We start from the raw sequence: 19345 nt of genomic DNA on the forward strand, positions 1-19345 counted from the left end.
TTTCTTTTTTATTTGTAAATGGTATAGACCTATTTTCTAGAGATATTTTAAAAGAGCTGGATTTCTCCAACTCTTCTCTTTTTAATACACGTTATTTTGATTTGACTGGCTTGTCTTGAGCTGTTTGCAAGGCTGTAGCAATCGTATCTGCATACAATTTTGCTCCTGCTTCGATAGTGTTACTCTCACTTCCAAAATGGACTTGGTCTGTTCCTCCCCAAATTTCTGGATGTTCCTTAGCAACTTGATTCCAATCTGCTATAGTGATGTAAGGAGTCTTCTCTGCCAATTCTCTCATATAGGCAGCAGCCTTCTCAACGATTGCATAAGTCTCTTTTGTCTTATCTCCTTCGTAAGGAGTCACCAAAATCATATGATGGCCCTTAGGAAGATTTTTTACGATGCTATCCCAGTCTTCCTTGTAACTTTCAGGATTATTCACGCCTGTTGCAATAACCACCATTTTTGGTAGAAATTTATTCTGGCTATTATTTAGCATGATTTCATTGGCGGTCTTGGTTGTTCTGCTGACCTGCGCGTTAATCTGTGCTCCTGGAAGGGCTGTCTGCAGGGCTGTATTTGCCCTTAAAGCCACCGAGTCACCAATTAGCATAGTGCCATCAGCAATTCCTAGGCTATCAGCTTCTGCTCGTTCTGCCATCACCTTTGTTTGGGCAATATTACTAGCAGCTTGCTTCAATCCATTGACAGTTAAATCTGTCTCAAAAGCTCCGACTTGTGGTGCCAACAAGGTCACCGTGCAGACAATGATGGTCAAGATTCCTGTACCTGCTGCAAGGATTGTATGGATATAAGGCAGGGGACGGAGGGTTTGTATGATAGGGGTGTCCTTTCCTGCAATCCAAGGTTCCAACACATAAAATGAAAGACTGGCGAATCCATAAGAAAAAATCAAAGTTAGTAACACAGCAAGAAGATTTGATGTCAACTGTGAGAAAATAATATAGAAAGGCCAATGGAAGAGATAAACCGCATAACTAGTATCTGCTAAAAAGCTGATAATCTTTGGCTCCTGCATATTAGGAGTTTTTTCATGTAAAACACGCGCCGCCAGAATCATAGCAAGAGCTGCAAGACTGGCAAGCAAGAAGCCAATAAGATAGGCGAAGAGATAGGTGAATTTGACAAAGAAGGTCAAAATGAGTAAGAAGCCGAAACCTCCTGCAAAAATCAACAGAGTCTTTCGTAAGTCCCAGATTCTATCCAACTGCTTAACGAGTGAAGTCGTCTGACGAACGCCTACAATAGTTGCTAAGATACTTCCCAAAAAGAACGGATAGACATGAGTTAAACTAGAGAAGTAAACAGAGGAATAAGAGGTTACTAGAAAACTACCAATAAACATGGAGAAGAAGCTAATCAAGAAGGCAGCAGCAGATAAGAGAAAGACCATCCCCTTCAACTGACCATTTGATTTAGCCTGTCTAGATATGAACCAAACTGCCAAGCCCCAGAGGATATAGTAGTGAACCTCAACAGCCAAGCTCCAATTATGAACAAACAAATGAGGAATGAACTGAGATTCATAACTCCCACCTGTGAGCAGTTCATAGAAGTTGGTCATAAATCCTAAAACTCCAGCTATCTGACCCCCAATTCCAGCCACATAATCTTGTCGAACTAGAAATGTAAAGGGCATGGTTACCAAGACCATCAAAACCACAGGTGGCACAATCCGATAAAAGCGTCTTCTAAAAAATCCAATCAAATCAATCTCATGGTTTTTAGAAAATTCTTCGATGAGTAGAGCTGTAATCAGGAAACCTGAAAATGTGAAAAAGACATCTACCCCGAAAAATCCTCCAGGAAAGATAGTCTGAAAGAAATGATACAAGAGTACCAGTAGTAAACCTGTAATCCTGATCAAGGAAAACCATTTAATGCGCATACGAGTTTATTCTCCCTTTCATTATACACTTTATTCTATCAAAAAAAGAAGAAAAATCCTAAGAGAAAACTTAGGATTTTTAGCTTATATCAATTCCAGTTTAGAAATTACGTCCTGACTTATTATAGCCATATTTTTCCACAAAATACTCACGGAATTCCAAGAGATTGTCATCCATGATGGCTTGTCGAACCTGCTTCATCAGGTTAAGTAGGAAATAAAGATTATGGTAGCTAGTCAAGCGGATACCGAAGGTTTCATCAGCCTTGAGGAGGTGACGAAGGTAGGCGCGTGTATAGTTCTTACATGTGTAGCAGTCACACTCAGGATCTAGTGGCGTAAAGTCCTCAGCAAACTGAGCATTTTTTACAACCAAACGTCCTTGACTGGTCATACAAGTGCCGTTACGAGCAATACGAGTCGGCAAGACACAGTCAAACATATCCACCCCACGGATAACGCCATCAATCAAGCTATCTGGCGCTCCCACACCCATCAGATAACGAGGTTTATTTTCAGGCAACAGTTGGGTTGTGAAGTCCAAAACCGCATTCATCTCTTCGTGGGTTTCTCCCACTGCCAAACCACCGATAGAGTAACCTGGAAAGTCCATGCTAACAAGATCATGCGCTGATTGGCGACGCAGGTCTTCAAATCCTGCCCCCTGCACAATTCCAAATAAGCCTTGGTCGTGCGGGCGGCGATGAGCCTTCAAACCACGCTCAGCCCAACGGCTAGTACGTTCAATTGATTTCTTAACGTAGTCATAAGGTTGATAAAACTGGGGACATTCGTCAAAGGACATCATGATGTCTGAGCCCAGATTGTTCTGAATAGAGATGGCTTTTTCTGGTGATAGGAACATCTTGGAACCATTGAGATGGTTTTTAAAGGTTACCCCTTCTTCTGTGATGTTGCGGCTATCTGCTAAAGAATAAACCTGAAAACCACCACTATCTGTCAAGATAGGCTGGTCCCAATTCATGAACTTGTGGAGACCACCTGCGCGTGCGATAAGTTCATCTCCAGGACGAAGCCAGAGATGATAGGTGTTCGACAGGATAATTCCCGAACCCATCTCCTTCAATTCTTCAGGTGACTGAGTTTTGACAGTAGCTTGAGTCCCAACTGGCATAAACATAGGTGTCGGGAAGGTCCCGTGGGGAGTGATGATTTCCCCCAGACGAGCTCCCGTGTGTTTTTCTTTCTTAATCAAACGGTATTTGATTGGTGAATCTGACATTTTTTACCTCCGAAGCTGGGAAAGACAGTCCCAGTTCATACTTTGTGCCCAAGGGCATACTGTATGATTTTATCAAAAAAAGCTGGAACTGTCACGAACTATGGTATAATGAGAGAATGAAATACCCAAAAATTGATTTAAAAACCATTCGTCTGCAGGCCAGACAATTTCAGGCTGAAAATCCCCGCCTCTTTCTCGTCTATCTCTTACCTAGCATGCTGGTCATCTTGTCTGGCTTCCTCAATCCCTTAGAGCGCATCAACGAGTCTATTTTAGAACAATCCTTTTTAAGCGTGTTTGGCCATGTATTCCAAGCCTACCTCTTTCCTCTATTAGTCTCCTTTCTCGGGACCATACTTCTAACCAGTTCAGTCTATACAACACTGAAACTCATCAAGAATTCCGATACAGAACTATCTGTCAAAAATAGTCTTACTCTCTTTAACGAAGAGCACTTTTCACAAACCTTTTTGACTCTTCTTCTCAAACGTCTCTATCTCTTCTTATGGAGCATTCCTAGTTTGCTTGGAATTTACTTCCTTTTTTACAGTAGCTTTTTAGCAAAGAAATTCGTTGCTCTTCATCCTGAGTTTCCTAATCTGGATCTCACGTCAATTGAAACCGAGCGTTTCCTCTTGACCTTTGGTCTTTACTTTCTAGCAAGTATCCTCTTGATGATTGTCGGAAATAGTCTCTATATTCCACAATACTATGCCTATTCGCAGGTAGAATTTCTCCTCTGTGACACCCTAGACTTGGGACAAGCCAAACCAGGACAAATCCTTAAAACCAGCCGTTTCCTGATGAAAGGTTACAAATTTCAGCGCTTTGTTCTAGACTTACAACTCCTTCCTTGGTACTTCCTTAATTGGATTACTTTTGGAATTGCTAGTTTCTCACTCCTACCCTACATTCAAATCAATAAAATAATTTTTTACCGAGCAGTATTGGCTCGAAAACGTCCAAAAGCTTGAAGGTGACCCCTCAAGCTTTTTTCTATTAATGAGTTTCTCCACCTACCAACTTGAGATCCTGATCTCCATGTTCTATAATGGCGCCGATTGCCGCTTCTATCCCTCGCCTAATATCCACTAAACTCATAGCTGGAGTAGTCGGTCGATTCACCACCTGTTCCATCATATAAGGAATATGCATAAAACCTGCCTTAACCTGTGGAAATTTCTTTTCTACCAAATAGAGAGCCTGATACATCAAATGATTGCAGACAAAAGTCCCTGCAGTATTGGAAACAGAGGCCGGCAAGCCCTCTTTTTTTATAGCTTGAACCATCGCTTTAATCGGCAAACTGCTAAAATAGGCCGGAGCACCATCTGCTCGAATGGGAAGGTCAATCGGTTGATTCCCTTCGTTATCAGGAATGCGTGCATCGTCTTGATTAATGGCCACTCGTTCAGGTGTCAAGCTAGATCTTCCACCAGCTTGGCCGATACAAAGGACAAAGTCCGGTTGATAACGATTCATCTCTTCTTCCAACACTTGGGCTGATTTGTGAAAGACTGTCGGCACCTCTAACCAACGGACCTCAGCACCATGGATTTCAGCTGGTAAACCTTTAACGGCCTCTAAAGCTGGATTGACCTTTTCCCCTCCAAAGGGCTCAAAACCTGTCACTAATACTTTCATTTCTAACTCCTCAAAATCAATTTAATGAAACTCTTTTCTTAAAGACAAGTATAACATATTTCCCTTATTCTGGAGTGAAAAGGACTAGAGAGGATCAGACTGGCATTAAAGTTTATTTAAAGAGTAAAATACTAATCAAGGTCAAAATAGCTGGTCCACCTTGCTTCAAAATAATTTTCTTATCTGCTGTTAAAGAACCGTAAGTCGCCGCCCCAATCACAAATAAGACAAAAATAGTCACAATTTCTAAATTCTGTGAGAAATAAATTCCATACAAGAGAAAAACTCCGAGCAGAGCATTATAAATCCCTTGATTTTTAAACAATGAGCTTACTGACGGACGAGCCAGTTCTTCCTTGTCCATGTTAAAGACACGACCAGTTGCATCTGATTGCGTTGCAATACTTTCCAAATAAAAAATGTAAAAATGCTCCAAAGCAACAATCGTTGCTAAAATAATTGTAATAACTGACATCTATTTTTCCTTAAATTTCTATATTTTCAATACCCAAAACCAATTTATCTAATAAACAGCTGAGTTCTGTTCTCTCAGACTCTGTTAAGATACTTTCCATCGCTTTCTTAACCCTGATGTGCTGCAGCGGGGGACTCATCACTAACTGCTCCTTGGCGTACTTCGTAGCCTCTACCAACACTTCCCGCTGATTTTCAGGATTGCGATGACGCTCCACCAAACCTTCCGTTTCCAAAATCTTGAAATGTCGTGTCAAGGCAGCCTGATCAATCTTCAAACGCTCCTGAACCGCTATTTGATTACAAGGGGAATGCTTCAGCAAAAACAGTAAAATCTGATACCGTGTCAAACTAATTCCAAGTCTTTTTTCAAATAATTGCGTACTCGCTTGCTCAGACAAGCGGAGTTGATAAAGTAAATCTTGAATCTCTAACATTTCTTTCTCCTTTCGATTGATTTATCAATAGTTGATAAATCAATTATATTATAAAGTAAAATAGATTGCAAGAATGTTGCTTAAGGCATTATAATACTCTTCAAAAATCTCTTCAAACCACGTCAGCTTCTCCTTGCCGTACTCAAGTACAGCCTGCGGCTCGCTTCCTAGTTTGCTCTTTGATTTTCATTGAGTATAAAGTAGTCAAGGCTAGGGATTGAAAGATGATATTTTCCTTAGACGAGCATGGTAACTATAAAGCGAGGCTAGGATTTTTTGTCCCAGCCTCTATTTCTTCTAAAATCTATTGAGAGCCCAATTACTAACCTACCAAGTCCGCTCTAAGGATTTCTCCCTCTTTATCAATGACAACTTCGATGGCATGGCCTGCAAAAATTTCTTCACGATCATCATAGTAGAGGGTCAATTCCCCGTCTTCATTGATCGATAGTTCACTCAAGTAAAGAGAGTTGGTAAAATACTCTTCTGTTAACTCCACATCATTTTCATCTGAATCAATCCAGTCTTGAGCTGTTTCCCACAGTTCTTTGACAATATAGTCTTTAATCCGAGTATCTTGAGCTTGGAAATTTCCGATAAATTTCTTTAAATCATCGAAAGAACTTGGAGGGAGACTTTCATCTGCACTCGCAGCAAAGATAGCATGAATCTTACCACCCTCATAAGTGATGAAGCCTTCAAACCAAGAATAGGCTCTATTTAAAGTGAATTCGCCAATATCGTCTTGAATGATGACAGGTTTTTGATAGGCTTCAATCAAGGTCTCTAACCTAGAGTCTGACGATTGGTCATCTAGGTATTCCAGCAAGTGGTAGCAGTTATTAGCTACTTCTGACATATATGGCTCTAGCTCCATGAAGGGGCGTTTTTGACATTTGATACGATGAATCTTGTAGGGTTCAAAACTAAAGCCCCACCTCTTTTCTTCAAATTCCTCAGGAGTCAAGATCCATTCCAAACGTCCCTCACGTTCAGAGAATTCCTGAGTTGCGACATTGACACTAGCTTTAAAATGAACGGACGGCATTTTACAACCATCTTTTAAAGAAGCAGCCCCAGTTACATTTTGGAGTGTAAAAATCAAGAGCTCAACAATTTCTCCGCAAAATTCCTGCTCAAACTCATCTCTTGTTTTCTCAAATGGAGTTTTTAATCGTTTTGTCATTCACTTCATCCTTTCTCCCTGCTTTTAATGCCTCCGTACCGTTACTTGTATACGCTTACATTTTATCATGTTTTAGATTTTATTTCACTTATAAATGCTATTTTTACAAAAAAAGAAGCAGAAACTAGATTAGTTTCAACTTCTCTTTATATTAGTTCATCGATACGTGAACATGGTCATAGTGATTTTCTGTAACGCTACCACGATCTGGCATTGGATTCCAAGTGTAGGCTGGTCCATATTTGCTATCGTATGGTGCATAGAAACGTTGTTTCCAAATGATATAGCTAATGCCACGGCTAGCCATATTTTGGATAGCATAATCTGCAATTTGGTCTCCAAGAGCTGAGCCTTCTGGTACCATAAAGTCGATAGCCAAACCTTTTCCGTGATCCCCACTGTCTCCTGGACGGTAACCACTAAAGGATGTGATACCAAACAAGTTTGCAATTTCTTCTTTAAAGGCAGCTGTTTGTGGTTGTAGACCTGCATTTTCAGATTTCGCTACTGCCAGTCCAGCATAATCGGGCGCAGCTGGTGCAGCGTAAGTAGTTGAAACAGTTTTCGTCTCTTCTGGTTGATAAGTAGAAACTGTTGGTGTAGCTCCATTTGATGATGCTTCTTCTGAACTTGTTGCAGTTGTTTCGGTTGCTTTTTCTTCTACTGGAGTTGTAGTTTCTTCCACTGCTGATTCAGCCTTCTCAGATGGAGTCGTTGTCTGAGGTGCTGCTTCTTCAACTGAACTAGTTGTTCCAGTTGTTCGCTCCTCTGGATTAGAAGAGTCTGTAGATGGTGCCACTTCTTTTGTGCTTGTAGTCTCTACCACTTTCGGCGCTTCTGTAATTGGTTGAGAAAGATCTTCAACCTGTACAGTTTGATCATCTACAGTGACTTGGTTGGTTGTCAAATCTGCTGTGGCAGTTGTTCCTTCGCCACCTTGGACTGCGTCAGGGGTTTGAATTTCAACCTCTGTCACTTCTTTCTTTTCATTGACAGTTGTTGTAAGGACTGTCTCAGGGAAAATCAGATCAATATTGCTGATCTTGTTCAAGTTAGCAAGAACGGTCACATCCACTCCCAAAGCTTCGGCAATGGTACTTAGAGTATCTCCATACTGAATCGTATAGCTTGTTTTATTCTCATTCTTAGTAACATCGTTTTGGATTTGCTCAACACTACGTGCAGTCCAAAGAACTTCTTCTGCTTGAGTTGCCAATACAGGGGTAAAGGACAAGGCTACTGTTGAGGCTAATAATATTCTTTTCTTCATTCTTTCAAATTCCTTTCAAATGAGTACCTGTTTATCATAACACAAAAAAAGCAGAAAAAAAGCCCTTTTAGGGCTATTTAACAGAACTGTACATTCATTGTAATAAATCACATTACTTGAAATAGTTTGTTTGTATTTTGTTACAAAACTGACATATTCTTCTTAAAAAAAGCTCTAGAAGGAAAGTGAGCTAATATCTTCTAAATGCTCTATCTGTTGATTACAAGCTTTAGGTGAGGCAAGAAAATTGATACTCTGAATACCACTATTTTGGGCAAATTCTATATCCAAAGTCCGATCCCCGATATAATAAGTTTGCTGAGGATCTAATCCATATTTATCTAGCAAATAGATTGCAGCTTCTGGACTAGGCTTACGTGCAAAGCCACTTTGATTGGTTAAAATCTCTGTAAAATAGTGGGCCAAACCCAAATTCTCCAAAATGGTAAAAGCATTGTCACCTTTGTGGGTGTAGACAAATTGCTGAATTCCTTGCTTGTCCGCCCAGGCTAAAACTTCACGCGCACCCGGCATCAAGACAACCTGAGCATTCTTTTCAGCCAAACTCTGAGCACGAACTTGATTGAGCCTATCAGCATCCAAGCCTCTTTCTTCTCCCACCTTCTCCAACAGATCTTGAACGGAAGTTTGTAGAATAAAGGCACGAACCTCAGTCTTATCATAAGGAATGTCAAACTGAGCAAAGGTCTCTTCGATTCCTGCTAAAATAGCCTCATAAGAATCCAATAAAGTTCCATCTAAATCCCAAATAAATCCAATCTTCTTCATATTTCATCCTTTCAAAGAGATATATTGCTTATAACGATAACGTAGGAAAATCCAGCGAAAACCATTATCCAAAAGAGTTCCTGCCCATACACCAGGCAAGCCCCAACCAAGAACAATTCCCATCAGGTAGCCTGTTCCAATACGGATGCACCACATCCCAATACTTGTTGCATAAAAGGGAAGTCTGGCATTGCCCAGGCCTTGCCCGACAGCTGTATAAATGACTGTCCCTGTCGTCATAGGAGTTCCTAATAGAGAGAAAAGAGTCACTAAAACACTGGCTTTGATAGCCACAGGATCGCTGGTGTAGAGATAGCTCAATGGTGTTCCAAGAGCATAGATACTAAGAGTTAAGGGCAACATAAGAAGGAGAGAAAGCCAAAAAGTTTGCTTACTTAAGTTATCCACCCTCTCCCAATCATTCTCTCCAACTGCTCGAGCCACCTGCATGACTGTTGCTGTAGCAACGCCAAAGGCAGGCATATAGTTAAACTGTGTCAAAACTTCACCGATAGCATTACCAGCGACGGCCTCAGTTCCGAAGGAAACAACCAAGGCAATAATAACTACATCACCAGCCCTCATCATGAGACGTTCTCCCGCTGCAGGTAAAGCCAGGGTCAGCAAGTCTTTGTCCAAACCCAACCTTGGTCTCGTATATGGAAGTTTTAATTGCGACCACAGAATTACAACCCCGACAAAACGAGACAAAATAGTCCCCCAAGCTACACCAGCTATCCCCATATCAAGGATAAAAATGGCGACACTTGAAAAAAGGATATTTAAAGCATTGGATAAAAAACTAACATAAAGCGGAAGTCGAGGGTTGTGGGTAGTCCGAATCAAAGCACCCAAACTAGTCATCAAGCCCAAGAGAACAATTGAACCACCCACCAATGATAAGTAAAGTCCACCGCTCTCAGCAACAAGAGCTTCTGTCCCCAAAAGACCAATCATCTCTTGACCTGCAAAGATGGACAAGCCCCCTAAAACTAAGCTCAGTAGTAGGGTGATCTTAAGTGCTTCTGTCACATGGTAGGCTAGTTTAGACTGGTCCTTCTGTCCCACACTTTTTGAAATGACACTGGAAATAGCCGCTCCCAAGGCAATAAAAATAGCCTGATAAATGGTGATAATATTTCCAGCTACAGATACACCCGAAATGGCGATCAAACCCAGGTTAGCTACCAGATAGCTATCTACCATCCCCATGAGCATCTGCAAGAAATTTTCACCCATTGCTGGCAGAGCAATATTGAGAATATCCTTATTTTTCTTAAACAATCCTTCCTCCTGATGAAAAGAAACTCAGTTAGTTTCCCAACCGAGTTTACTTCCTCTCTTTTAAAGTCCTAGATAAGTTTCTACTGCAGTCTGCATGTCTGCTGCCGCAACAGTTGTCTTGTGACGAACTGGAGCCGTTTCAAGGCCATCGACTGCTGGTGGCAGGGCAACACCTGAAATTTCACGCAACTGAGTCAAGGCTTCAAAGTCAGTCAAGCCTGATTTCCCTGTTACAGCTTCTACTGCAACTACTGGGAATTTATATGGACTAGCTGTTGAAGCAATCACAGTCTTAGTCACATCGCCTGTCGCCGCTTGGTATTTTTTATAAACTGCTGAGGCAACTGCTGTATGAGGATCCTCGATATAAGAATCTGACTCGTAAACACGCTTGATTTCTGCTGCTGTTTCTGCTTCAGTAGCATACTCAGCTGCAAATAGTTCAAGAATCTCTGCATCAAAATCAGTTAGTTCATATTGTCCTTGCGTGTTCAAGGCATTCATAAGTTCAGCTGTCTTAACCGCATCATTTCCCAAAAGATGGAAAATCAAGCGCTCCAAGTTTGAAGATACTAAGATATCCATAGATGGGCTAGTGGTTACCTTAAACTCACGCTTCTTGTCATAGACATGTGTCTTGAAGAAGTCTGTCAAAACATTGTTGTCATTTGAAGCACAGATCAATTTACCAACTGGTAGACCGATTTGCTTCGCATAAAAGGCAGCCAAGATATTCCCAAAGTTTCCTGTCGGTACGGTGAAGTTGACCTTGTCACCAGCCACAATCTCACCAGTTTTAACAAGCTGAGCGTAAGCATACACATAATAAACAATCTGTGGTACCAAACGACCGATATTCATAGAGTTGGCTGATGAGAACTGGAGCTTGTTAGCTGCTAATTTTTCACGAAGGGCCACATCATTGAACATATGCTTAACGTTGGTTTGAGCATCGTCAAAGTTCCCATCAATAGCGATAACATGAGTGTTGTCCCCAGTTTGAGTGGTCATTTGCAATTCTTGTACCTTGCTGACACCATCTTTTGGATAAAAGACGATAATTTCAGTTCCAGGAACATCCGCAAATCCTGCCATGGCAGCTTTTCCAGTGTCTCCAGATGTTGCTGTCAAGATGACAATCTTGTTTTCCAAGCCATGTTTCTTGGCAGCTGTTGTCATAAAGTATGGCAAGATAGACAAGGCCATATCCTTAAAGGCAATGGTTGAACCGTGGAAAAGTTCCAAGTTGTATTGGCCATCAAGTTTGACAAGAGGGGCAATGGCTGGTGTATCAAACTTGCTGTCATAGGCATTGGTGATACAGTAATCCAACTCTTCTGCTGTAAAGTCATCCAAGAAAGCTGACAAGACCAGCTTAGCCACTTCTTGGTAAGAAGCATCTTTTAATGTCTCAAAATCCAAATCTACCTTTGGATAGCTAACTGGAGTAAACAAGCCTCCGTCTGTTGCCAAGCCTTGCAAAATCGCTTGGCTGGCTGTTACTGTATTGTTCGCATCACGCGTTGATTGATAAACTAATGTCATAATCTCTATCCTTTATCTATAGTCTCTTCCATTATATCATGATTTTTCAGAAAATTCTCGCTTTATAAGAAAAATTATAGACTCAATTCTTCTTTCAAAGGCTGCAAATAGGTCATTTCTTGCTTATTTCTCATCTCCAGTCCTTCCTCGGCTAGCAGTAGTAAGTCTTTGGAAAATTCAATAATCGCAGTTTCTTCCTCATCTGTAAGCTTTTTCTTAGAAAATTGCCGTCTTAAAAACTTATAATCACAACCAAATTTCTTAAAGAAAGGTGCTGTTTCTAAGTAAACTACTAACTTATCTAAATTAACTAATAATCCCAAGTGAAAGGCGGCAGAAGCGAAGGTTTTATCTAGAGGCTGAGTACACACACTACGAAACTCAACTGTTCCCCGTGTCGTTAAGTCCTGATACTGGTAACTACGGTGAGTTTCAAAGTCTTTCTCTTGAGGGTAAATAAGAACCTCATCCCCATTAAGATCAAATGCTTGGATTTCAGGTGTCTCCAGATAGTCTCTTGCCTGAATCGGATAAAAATAATAAGTTTGCCCATCACGTTCCGCAGTAAAAATTGCAGAATGATCTAGGTAGTCAAAAAAATTGTCTTCATCTTTAAAGAGTCTAGCATTGATCCCAACATTCTCTGGATAGATACCATGCATAGATTCTTCCCAGAAAATATCCCTTGAAATTTTCGTATCCCAATCTGCACCAGAAAACTCAGAGTTTGGAAATAAATAAGCCTTAGCCGATTCAATTTGAGTAAAAGCATTAATCACCCGTAAGTAGTTAGACTTTGAAACATCCAGCTGAACCTGACTCCCACAGATAAAAGCTCCATATTCAGGGAATTGATGTAAGTCTGATTCAGTCTCATTTCTACTCCAATTCAAATAGTCCATCAACATCTGATAGCGCGGATAAGCCACTGGACTATTCTCATTTTTATCCCAGTTGGGATGAATACCACAGCCAACAATAGCATGGTTTGATTCAGCTAACTTTTTCTGAATCACATCCATATAATTGTTGAAACGATTTTCGATCTCTTGAATCGTTTCAGCCTTACCAAATGCAAACTCAATCGTAGTATAGGAAACTTCAAATAAAATTGCATCTTGACTTACTGGATCTAGTAACTGGATTGGATTCCCAAAATCATCTACCTTTTCGACAGTAAAATCAAAAGAAGAAACTAAATATCGGAATAAGTGTTTGATAACTTCAACATCGGTAGCAGCCCCTTCCAAGTTTGCAACAGGATATTCCAGCTCAATCCCGATAAACAATTCAGGATTTTCTTTAATATTTTTTAAATACCGATGTTTTAATAAATCGATAGAACGAGACATACTTCCCTACACTTTCATAATCTAAATAAAATTTGAATAACTATTATTATACCAAAAATAATATAAAAAGGAACGAAGATATACCACGTTCCTTAATTCTATACTATACCGGCGGCCGGGGTCGAACCGGCACGTCCTTGCGGACACTGGATTTTGAGTCTAATATTATTAGTTTTAAATCTCAGAAATATTGATTTTATAAGCTTTTTTTCCATAATATTTTTTAAAACTTAGTATCACTTCCAAAGTTTAGATACTTTTTAGTAACTATAAAATGCTAGAAAGTATACTCCTTATTAAAAAGAGTTTTGGACTAGTTTTGTGCAATTTTATTACCCATATCCGTAATAAGAGAGGCTAAATTAATTGCCTTTAATGATTGTAGAAATTGGTTGTGAATATCATTAGACACATAACCAGCTAGCAAAATATGCTCAGCCATGTCATATTGCTTAATCAAGAGAATCTTATCATGTTTTTCATTAAATAAAATCGCACTAATTGCTGTATTAAAGACTGGAAAACGAAAACTCGCACATTGTGAACAATAAGGAATATCTCCCTCATCTTTTAAAAATTTTTTCTCCAAAGGATGCCCACATTCGGGACAACAAGTCATTGTTTTGTCAAATATAGAAGCCTCTTTTTTAAAGTTCTTAAAAGTAATTTTACCAGTAAAATCGAGACCACGCAAGACATTGAAATAAATCAAGACTTTATTTAAAATTTATCTTATGATATACTAAACTTATCAGCTATTGGTTCTGAAAAAGTGTCTGCCACAGTTTTACTACAAATTCTCATGACTTGTGCCAAGATTTATAAAAAACGGATAGCTATAATAGCTCTTAGAGCAAAAACATGACATATAGGAGGTTAAAGACATGTCATACTTTTATCTTTTTATCGCCATTGTAGGAGAGATATTGGGAACTAACCTTTTGAAATTATCAGACGGTTTTACAAAGCCTATTCCAACCGTTTCTGCCCTACTTAGCTATGGCGTTTGTTTCTATTTCTTATCACTAGCAATGCAAAAAATTCCTGTAGGAATAGCTTATGCAACATGGTCAGCTGTCGGTTTAGTTTTGATAGCCTCTATCGCAGTAATGATTTTCAAAGAAACACTAAATGTTTATAGCATTATCGGTTTAATTTTGATTATCATTGGTGTTGTCATGGTTAACTTATTAGGAAATGCAGGACATTAATAAAACCGGCTCTATACTATTTGTAGTGGGTAAATCCCCTATGGATATTATGGAGCCTATTTTGTTGTAGAAAAAAAGTTCCATAAGAACTATAATGAAAAGCTAGAATTCTGTCAATATTTTGGACACATTTTGGGAGGGAATTTTGAAGACTAGCGTCCTCCTAATTTTCCCAATAAGTTTTAACTTCTTCAAAAATCTTATTCAAAAGTTCTGCATCTTTTTCTGACAACTGATTTTTTTCTATAACTCTATCTTTTAGTTCTGTTGCCTTTATTTTATTTCTTGCCACCGAAACTGCTATTGAATGTTTCAAAATATCAAACTCATCCTTTGAAAAGTTTGCAATATTGGTAAGATCTAATTGTTCTAGAGGTAAACTACTGATAATTGAATAAGGTTTTTGTCCCAGCAAATAATCTGTAGTAGTCCCAAAGATATTTGCTAATTTCACAACGAATTCTAATCCTGGTTCTAACGTTCCATTCTCCCACCGAGAATATGTCCCTTGTTGAACTCCAATTAATTCCGATATTTGTACTTGAGTTAACTTTTTTGATTTTCTGAGAGTTTTTAACCTCTCTGAAAATTTATAATCCTCTGTATACATAATTCTCCTATAGATATTCTTATTCGTATATTTTAGCTTGACAAAATATTCTAAACGGTATAAAATAGAATTATTCCATAAGGAATATTTATTTTGAGATTGAATATTCCATTGAGAATATTATAGCATAAAAGGAGGTAAAAGCGTATGTAACTAGTAGTCGATTTAAAAAATTTTAATAAAGGAGGTAGGATTCGACAAAATAAAAAATCTTGAAACAAATGTGCCGTTCGTTCCAAGATCAAAACATATTATGTAACAATTATACCACAGAAAACTCTTCAGTTGCACAAGAAAATTTCGGAGGTTTCACAAAAAGATGACCAATAAAGAGTTAGTCAATCAAATTTCTGGCCTAAACTCTACCTCTACTCTTAAAAATTGGATTCAACTGATTAAAGAGATAAGTGGCAAGGAATTTAAGAAAATTAAAGTTCCTATCAGTAGAAATCCCAGAACTCATCAATTAAGTTATACAGTTGCCTATGATTTTACAGACGAAGACCTTAGACAATTTCAAAAGTTAGCTAAACTAAAACTTGAAATAGGTCTAAAAGAGGCTATACAAGCCGTATTTGGGAGTCTAGCAGACAATGAACATGAATCCCTAAACCAAGTAATAGATGAGCTCTACGATGAACTGAGCGCCTTAAAACAGGAATTTAAGCGAGAAATGCGACTGATAAAAATTGAGAATTCCAACCTAAAAAAGAAAATCCAAGATATTGAAGAGTCGATGCAAACCGGCTTACTAGGGTTTGTTAACAAGAGGTCAAAAAATAGGTTCGGCTAATAGCGAGTTTTCGGCTGAGCCATGAGGCAGAAAGCCGAAAATGAGCGTAGATGCGGACGGACCATTTTTGACCGATAGGGTGTGTAGTAACACCACCCTCTGCAAGTTAGGTGTACCATCGAAAGAATTCAGTATTTCCAAGGGTTTCGGAGATTTTAAGGGTGGCAAAATTAAGCAAAAAGTTGAATCAAAATCTATGGCAAAAAATGAACATTTACGTTCTGTATTTGACTGGATTCAAATTCAGTTTGATAAGACTGAATTTTCGCCAAGAGAAATAATCGAAGACATTCTATTTCTTGACTATGACCTATTTATTGAGAATAAAGGGAGCCTTAAATACTATAACTATGATAGCCAGCTTCATTATGGGAATATCCGTATCTACTATGGAGCGAAAGAGTCGTCCTACATGCTTGTCATGTCAGGACAGGCACTCGAGTTCTATAGAGATATGGTATTAGATCCAAATAGTCTGTCCGAAAGACAGTTTCTGAACAACCTCTACTACAATTACAATCAATTTTCAGTAAGACGAATTGATATTGCAATAGATGATTTTAATGAAACACCCTATTTCACTCCTAATCAGCTTCTAAAGATTTGTCAGAAGAAACGCTTTATATATGGAAAAAGCACCTACTACAATACCTACGGAGATGAAACAATCGGCCAAACCTTATATTTGAGAAAACCCAATGATGATGAAAGACTTAGAATTTATGATAAACGCTTAGAACGAGCTGAGAAGCTCGGCATCAGCAAGCGTTTTATAGAAAATTGGATAAGAACTGAGTTAGAACTTAGGAAAGAAAAAGCTCACTACTTCATTCAAGAATGGTTGCATTCAGAAATAGATCTTCTCAACTTTACCAAGGGATATCTCAAAGAAAAAGTGAGATTTTATAGTGATAGCCATTTCTCAAAACCTTTGAGATCTTGGGAAAAGTTTTTAGGTCACTCAAAACCTATCTCTATCATTATTTCAAAACCAAAAACAGAACTTGAACAAAAATTAGAATGGTTTACCTATAAAGGTTCAGGGGCTATTCTAAAAGCGTATAAATTTCTATACGACAATAATTTACTGCATGAGTATGAGAAATCTAACTATCTCGCACTCAACAATATGGAATATCCACCAGATTTAGCAAGTGGATTAATAGAAAGGGCAATTCTCTTTAAAAGAGAGGATTTAATCCCTACAATCAAAGAAAATATCAAAAGGAGAAATTAACTATGGCAAAAATGCTTTCACAAAATGATTGGAATTTTAATAACATTGGAACAAAATTTGAATTGGATGAAGTTATTCCAAAATTTGAAACAGAAGTCCGAGCAGATGCAAACGGAGAAATTATCAAAAACCGAGATGGTAGCGAAAGACGTTTTAATACCGATAAAATCATTGGTTGGAAATACAATATAACTATCAAGGATGGACAATTCAAAAAGAAATCAACCCAAGTCTCAGTAGACAATCCAGAAGCTTTAGTCGATAATGACTATATCCAAGCGATGGATCAAGTACCAGTTACATTTGACAATTTACAAGCCACTATGATTAGTTCAACGATGTACTACAAGGCGGATGCTATCCATTTAGTAGATGTAAAACAAAAATAAGTATCAGACAAGGGGAGTTAATCCTCCCCTTACTTAATATGAATAGAAAAGGAGATCACATGATTAAAACTGTAACAAAAGATGACCTTATCGAACTTGGATTTGCTCCAGGAACTGCAAGAAAGATTATCCATACTGGCAAATTACTATTAGTGAATCGTGGTTTTAACATCTACGATAACAAACGGATTGGTACAATTCCAGTCAGTGTTGCGGAAGAACTACTAGGAATTGAACTCCAGAAAGAAGCATAATGAATGACTATTCGTAAAACTAAGAGTGGTAAATGGACCGTTGATGTTTCTAACGGTTTCCACCCAGTCACACAAAAAAGAATACGTATTATTCGTAAAGGATTAAATTCTAAAAAGGAAGCCCTAGAACTTGAACAACATATTAGAGTTGTAGAATTAAAAGAAAAACAATTTGACTTTGTTGTAACAACAGATATGTTATTCGACTTACTTGAAGAAGATGATCTGAAAAATGGCAGAAAAATAAGCTACACAAGTACACAAAGAAACAATTATGAACGTCATATTAAGCCATATTTTAAAAATACAAATTTAAATAAATTAACGTATGACCATATATTCGAATTTCGTGAATACCTAAAAACAAAACCTAAAAAACAAAATGAAAATGAAGTTTTAAGCTATAATACAATTAATAAAGTTCTAATTCTACTTAAAAAAATTTTTGATACTGGTATAAGAAAATCTCTCATTGATAAAAATCCTGTTGAGAATTTGAGAAAATTACCAATTAGGAAGCCTAATATTCAATTTTGGAGTATAGAAGAATTCACAAGATTTAGAGAACTTATTCAAGATGATGAAATAAGCTATGACCTGTTTTTCGTAATTGCTTTCTTTACTGGAATGAGAATGGGAGAAATACTCGCATTGAACTGGAATGATATAAATCTTTTAACAAATACAATTTTCGTTACCAAAACGGTATACTTTGTAAATAATACAAGCTACATTAATACAACAAAAACACGATCAGGAACTAGAAATATTACAATCAATCAGAAATTAGCAGAAATGCTAAAAGATTGGAAAGTAAAACAAAAAGAAAAACTTGAGGAATTTACGAAAAATACTGACGAACTACAAATAATACAGAGTACACCAATAACTATTACAAAAAATATGATTGATAAGAAGTTTAAGCAAATACTAGAAAGGGATAAAGATTTAAAGAGAATAAGAATTCACGATTTGAGACACTCTCATGCATCATTACTTATAAATCAAGGAGAAGATTATCTTGTTGTTAAAGAAAGATTAGGACACGCTTCAATTACAACAACAATTGATACTTACTCTCATTTGTACCCAAGCAAACAGAAAACATTGGCTAATAAACTTGATGATTTATTTTAAAATGGAAAAAATTGGTAACTCAACATACAACAAAGAAAAAAAGACAAGGTCCGAAAACCTTGTCTTTATTACTATACCGGCGGCCGGGGTCGAACCGGCACGTCCTTGCGGACACTGGATTTTGAGTCCAGCGCGTCTGCCAATTCCGCCACGCCGGCAAATAGTAACTGGGGTAGCTGGATTCGAACCAACGCATGAGGGAGTCAAAGTCCCTTGCCTTACCGCTTGGCTATACCCCAATAATATAAAATAGGCGAGTGATGGGGATCGAACCCACGCATGCCAGAGCCACAATCTGGTGTGTTAACCACTTCACCACACCCGCCAAAATTTTATTAACACGGGCAGTAGGAATTGAACCCACACTGAAGGTTTTGGAGACCTTAGTTCTACCTTTAAACTATGCCCGTAAAATGGAAGGGGAGGGATTCGAACCCCCGAACCCGAAGGAGCGGATTTACAGTCCGCCGCGTTTAGCCTCTTCGCTACCCTTCCAAAATATATAAATGGCGCGAGACGGAATCGAACCGCCGACACATGGAGCTTCAATCCATTGCTCTACCAACTGAGCTACCGAGCCT

At 38.4% G+C, this 19345-nt stretch carries 20 protein-coding genes and 6 tRNA genes; 7 read left to right on the forward strand and 19 right to left on the reverse strand.

Annotation, left to right across the window (positions count from 1 at the left end; translation table 11 throughout):
• Positions 1-91: 91 nt before the first annotated feature.
• Together M1F37_RS05690 and tgt are read right to left on the reverse strand one after the other, a co-directional pair.
• Positions 92-1909 carry an acyltransferase family protein gene (locus tag M1F37_RS05690; RefSeq protein ID WP_247935079.1) on the reverse strand — a complete coding sequence of 606 codons (1818 nt, stop codon included), beginning with the start codon at positions 1907-1909 and terminating at the stop codon, positions 92-94.
• Positions 1910-2009: 100 nt separating this feature from the next.
• Positions 2010-3152, reverse strand: coding sequence for a tRNA guanosine(34) transglycosylase Tgt (tgt, locus tag M1F37_RS05695; protein ID WP_001285237.1), 1143 nt, complete (start codon positions 3150-3152; stop codon positions 2010-2012).
• Between the two features lie 116 nt (positions 3153-3268).
• Here tgt and M1F37_RS05700 point away from each other — a divergent pair, with 116 nt between their 5' ends.
• Positions 3269-4126 (forward strand): DUF975 family protein, encoded by an 858-nt coding sequence (locus M1F37_RS05700; protein WP_247935080.1) that lies wholly within the window; start codon positions 3269-3271, stop codon positions 4124-4126.
• Between the two features lie 25 nt (positions 4127-4151).
• Here the strand turns inward: M1F37_RS05700 and pcp are convergent, their stop codons facing one another.
• From pcp to M1F37_RS05750, 10 genes are all read right to left on the reverse strand, one after another.
• On the reverse strand, positions 4152-4796 hold the full coding sequence (gene pcp, locus M1F37_RS05705; RefSeq protein ID WP_247935081.1) for a pyroglutamyl-peptidase I: 645 nt from the start codon (positions 4794-4796) through the stop codon (positions 4152-4154).
• Between the two features lie 112 nt (positions 4797-4908).
• Entirely contained in the window at positions 4909-5271 is a 363-nt protein-coding gene (locus M1F37_RS05710) for a DUF1304 domain-containing protein (RefSeq protein WP_247935082.1), read from the reverse strand.
• 10 nt (positions 5272-5281) lie between these two features.
• Complete coding sequence (locus M1F37_RS05715) at positions 5282-5707, reverse strand: MarR family winged helix-turn-helix transcriptional regulator (protein ID WP_247935083.1); 426 nt, start codon at positions 5705-5707, stop codon at positions 5282-5284.
• 322 nt (positions 5708-6029) lie between these two features.
• Positions 6030-6893 (reverse strand): DUF2262 domain-containing protein, encoded by an 864-nt coding sequence (locus M1F37_RS05720; RefSeq protein ID WP_247935084.1) that lies wholly within the window; start codon positions 6891-6893, stop codon positions 6030-6032.
• 151 nt (positions 6894-7044) lie between these two features.
• Positions 7045-8163, reverse strand: a complete 1119-nt coding sequence (locus M1F37_RS05725; RefSeq protein ID WP_247935085.1) for a LysM peptidoglycan-binding domain-containing protein — start codon at positions 8161-8163, stop codon at positions 7045-7047.
• Positions 8164-8337: 174 nt separating this feature from the next.
• Complete coding sequence (locus M1F37_RS05730) at positions 8338-8952, reverse strand: HAD family hydrolase (RefSeq protein ID WP_247935086.1); 615 nt, start codon at positions 8950-8952, stop codon at positions 8338-8340.
• A 3-nt stretch (positions 8953-8955) separates the two neighbouring features.
• Positions 8956-10236, reverse strand: a complete 1281-nt coding sequence (locus M1F37_RS05735) for an MATE family efflux transporter (protein WP_247935087.1) — start codon at positions 10234-10236, stop codon at positions 8956-8958.
• A gap of 60 nt (positions 10237-10296) precedes the next feature.
• Complete coding sequence (gene thrC, locus M1F37_RS05740) at positions 10297-11781, reverse strand: threonine synthase (RefSeq protein WP_247935088.1); 1485 nt, start codon at positions 11779-11781, stop codon at positions 10297-10299.
• A 74-nt stretch (positions 11782-11855) separates the two neighbouring features.
• Positions 11856-13133 (reverse strand): gamma-glutamylcysteine synthetase, encoded by a 1278-nt coding sequence (locus M1F37_RS05745; protein ID WP_247935089.1) that lies wholly within the window; start codon positions 13131-13133, stop codon positions 11856-11858.
• 313 nt (positions 13134-13446) lie between these two features.
• Positions 13447-13845 (reverse strand): hypothetical protein, encoded by a 399-nt coding sequence (locus M1F37_RS05750; RefSeq protein WP_049496811.1) that lies wholly within the window; start codon positions 13843-13845, stop codon positions 13447-13449.
• 172 nt (positions 13846-14017) lie between these two features.
• Here M1F37_RS05750 and M1F37_RS05755 point away from each other — a divergent pair, with 172 nt between their 5' ends.
• A complete protein-coding gene (locus M1F37_RS05755) occupies positions 14018-14344 on the forward strand; it encodes a DMT family transporter (RefSeq protein ID WP_049518302.1) in 327 nt (108 codons plus the stop codon).
• Positions 14345-14507: 163 nt separating this feature from the next.
• Here the strand turns inward: M1F37_RS05755 and M1F37_RS05760 are convergent, their stop codons facing one another.
• Complete coding sequence (locus M1F37_RS05760; RefSeq protein WP_000287814.1) at positions 14508-14954, reverse strand: helix-turn-helix transcriptional regulator; 447 nt, start codon at positions 14952-14954, stop codon at positions 14508-14510.
• Between the two features lie 319 nt (positions 14955-15273).
• Between M1F37_RS05760 and M1F37_RS05765 the strand changes: the two genes are divergently transcribed.
• The 5 genes from M1F37_RS05765 to M1F37_RS05785 are packed head-to-tail and all read left to right on the forward strand — an operon-like array spanning position 15274 to position 18764.
• Entirely contained in the window at positions 15274-15747 is a 474-nt protein-coding gene (locus M1F37_RS05765; RefSeq protein ID WP_000182279.1) for a hypothetical protein, read from the forward strand.
• Positions 15748-15787: 40 nt separating this feature from the next.
• Positions 15788-16984, forward strand: coding sequence for a replication initiation factor domain-containing protein (locus M1F37_RS05770; RefSeq protein ID WP_247935090.1), 1197 nt, complete (start codon positions 15788-15790; stop codon positions 16982-16984).
• 2 nt (positions 16985-16986) lie between these two features.
• Entirely contained in the window at positions 16987-17373 is a 387-nt protein-coding gene (locus M1F37_RS05775; RefSeq protein ID WP_247935091.1) for a hypothetical protein, read from the forward strand.
• A 59-nt stretch (positions 17374-17432) separates the two neighbouring features.
• Positions 17433-17627, forward strand: coding sequence for a DUF3173 domain-containing protein (locus tag M1F37_RS05780; RefSeq protein WP_247935092.1), 195 nt, complete (start codon positions 17433-17435; stop codon positions 17625-17627).
• Positions 17628-17630: 3 nt separating this feature from the next.
• Positions 17631-18764: a tyrosine-type recombinase/integrase gene (locus M1F37_RS05785; protein WP_247935093.1), complete on the forward strand. Its 1134-nt coding sequence runs from the start codon at positions 17631-17633 to the stop codon at positions 18762-18764.
• Positions 18765-18838: 74 nt separating this feature from the next.
• Here M1F37_RS05785 and M1F37_RS05790 read toward each other — a convergent pair.
• From M1F37_RS05790 to M1F37_RS05815, 6 genes are all read right to left on the reverse strand, one after another.
• Positions 18839-18922 (reverse strand) — tRNA-Leu (locus M1F37_RS05790).
• A 9-nt stretch (positions 18923-18931) separates the two neighbouring features.
• Positions 18932-19003 (reverse strand) — tRNA-Gln (locus M1F37_RS05795).
• A 13-nt stretch (positions 19004-19016) separates the two neighbouring features.
• Positions 19017-19089, reverse strand: a tRNA-His gene (locus M1F37_RS05800).
• Between the two features lie 14 nt (positions 19090-19103).
• Positions 19104-19174, reverse strand: a tRNA-Trp gene (locus M1F37_RS05805).
• Between the two features lie 4 nt (positions 19175-19178).
• Positions 19179-19259, reverse strand: a tRNA-Tyr gene (locus M1F37_RS05810).
• 12 nt (positions 19260-19271) lie between these two features.
• Positions 19272-19344 (reverse strand) — tRNA-Phe (locus M1F37_RS05815).
• Between the last annotated feature and the right edge of the window lies 1 nt (position 19345).

Source organism: Streptococcus mitis, assembly GCF_023109105.1.
Classification (GTDB): Bacteria; Bacillota; Bacilli; order Lactobacillales; family Streptococcaceae; genus Streptococcus; species Streptococcus mitis_BW.

Bases quoted from the DNA above. Each gene is read 5' to 3' on its own strand.
- M1F37_RS05690 (WP_247935079.1), bottom strand. From the start codon at position 1,909: ATGCGCATTAAATGGTTTTCCTTGATCAGGATTACAGGTTTACTACTG.
- tgt (WP_001285237.1), bottom strand. From the start codon at position 3,152: ATGTCAGATTCACCAATCAAATACCGTTTGATTAAGAAAGAAAAACAC.
- M1F37_RS05700 (WP_247935080.1), top strand. From the start codon at position 3,269: ATGAAATACCCAAAAATTGATTTAAAAACCATTCGTCTGCAGGCCAGA.
- pcp (WP_247935081.1), bottom strand. From the start codon at position 4,796: ATGAAAGTATTAGTGACAGGTTTTGAGCCCTTTGGAGGGGAAAAGGTC.
- M1F37_RS05710 (WP_247935082.1), bottom strand. From the start codon at position 5,271: ATGTCAGTTATTACAATTATTTTAGCAACGATTGTTGCTTTGGAGCAT.
- M1F37_RS05715 (WP_247935083.1), bottom strand. From the start codon at position 5,707: ATGTTAGAGATTCAAGATTTACTTTATCAACTCCGCTTGTCTGAGCAA.
- M1F37_RS05720 (WP_247935084.1), bottom strand. From the start codon at position 6,893: ATGACAAAACGATTAAAAACTCCATTTGAGAAAACAAGAGATGAGTTT.
- M1F37_RS05725 (WP_247935085.1), bottom strand. From the start codon at position 8,163: ATGAAGAAAAGAATATTATTAGCCTCAACAGTAGCCTTGTCCTTTACC.
- M1F37_RS05730 (WP_247935086.1), bottom strand. From the start codon at position 8,952: ATGAAGAAGATTGGATTTATTTGGGATTTAGATGGAACTTTATTGGAT.
- thrC (WP_247935088.1), bottom strand. From the start codon at position 11,781: ATGACATTAGTTTATCAATCAACGCGTGATGCGAACAATACAGTAACA.
- M1F37_RS05745 (WP_247935089.1), bottom strand. From the start codon at position 13,133: ATGTCTCGTTCTATCGATTTATTAAAACATCGGTATTTAAAAAATATT.
- M1F37_RS05755 (WP_049518302.1), top strand. From the start codon at position 14,018: ATGTCATACTTTTATCTTTTTATCGCCATTGTAGGAGAGATATTGGGA.
- M1F37_RS05760 (WP_000287814.1), bottom strand. From the start codon at position 14,954: ATGTATACAGAGGATTATAAATTTTCAGAGAGGTTAAAAACTCTCAGA.
- M1F37_RS05765 (WP_000182279.1), top strand. From the start codon at position 15,274: ATGACCAATAAAGAGTTAGTCAATCAAATTTCTGGCCTAAACTCTACC.
- M1F37_RS05770 (WP_247935090.1), top strand. From the start codon at position 15,788: ATGAGCGTAGATGCGGACGGACCATTTTTGACCGATAGGGTGTGTAGT.
- M1F37_RS05775 (WP_247935091.1), top strand. From the start codon at position 16,987: ATGGCAAAAATGCTTTCACAAAATGATTGGAATTTTAATAACATTGGA.
- M1F37_RS05780 (WP_247935092.1), top strand. From the start codon at position 17,433: ATGATTAAAACTGTAACAAAAGATGACCTTATCGAACTTGGATTTGCT.
- M1F37_RS05785 (WP_247935093.1), top strand. From the start codon at position 17,631: ATGACTATTCGTAAAACTAAGAGTGGTAAATGGACCGTTGATGTTTCT.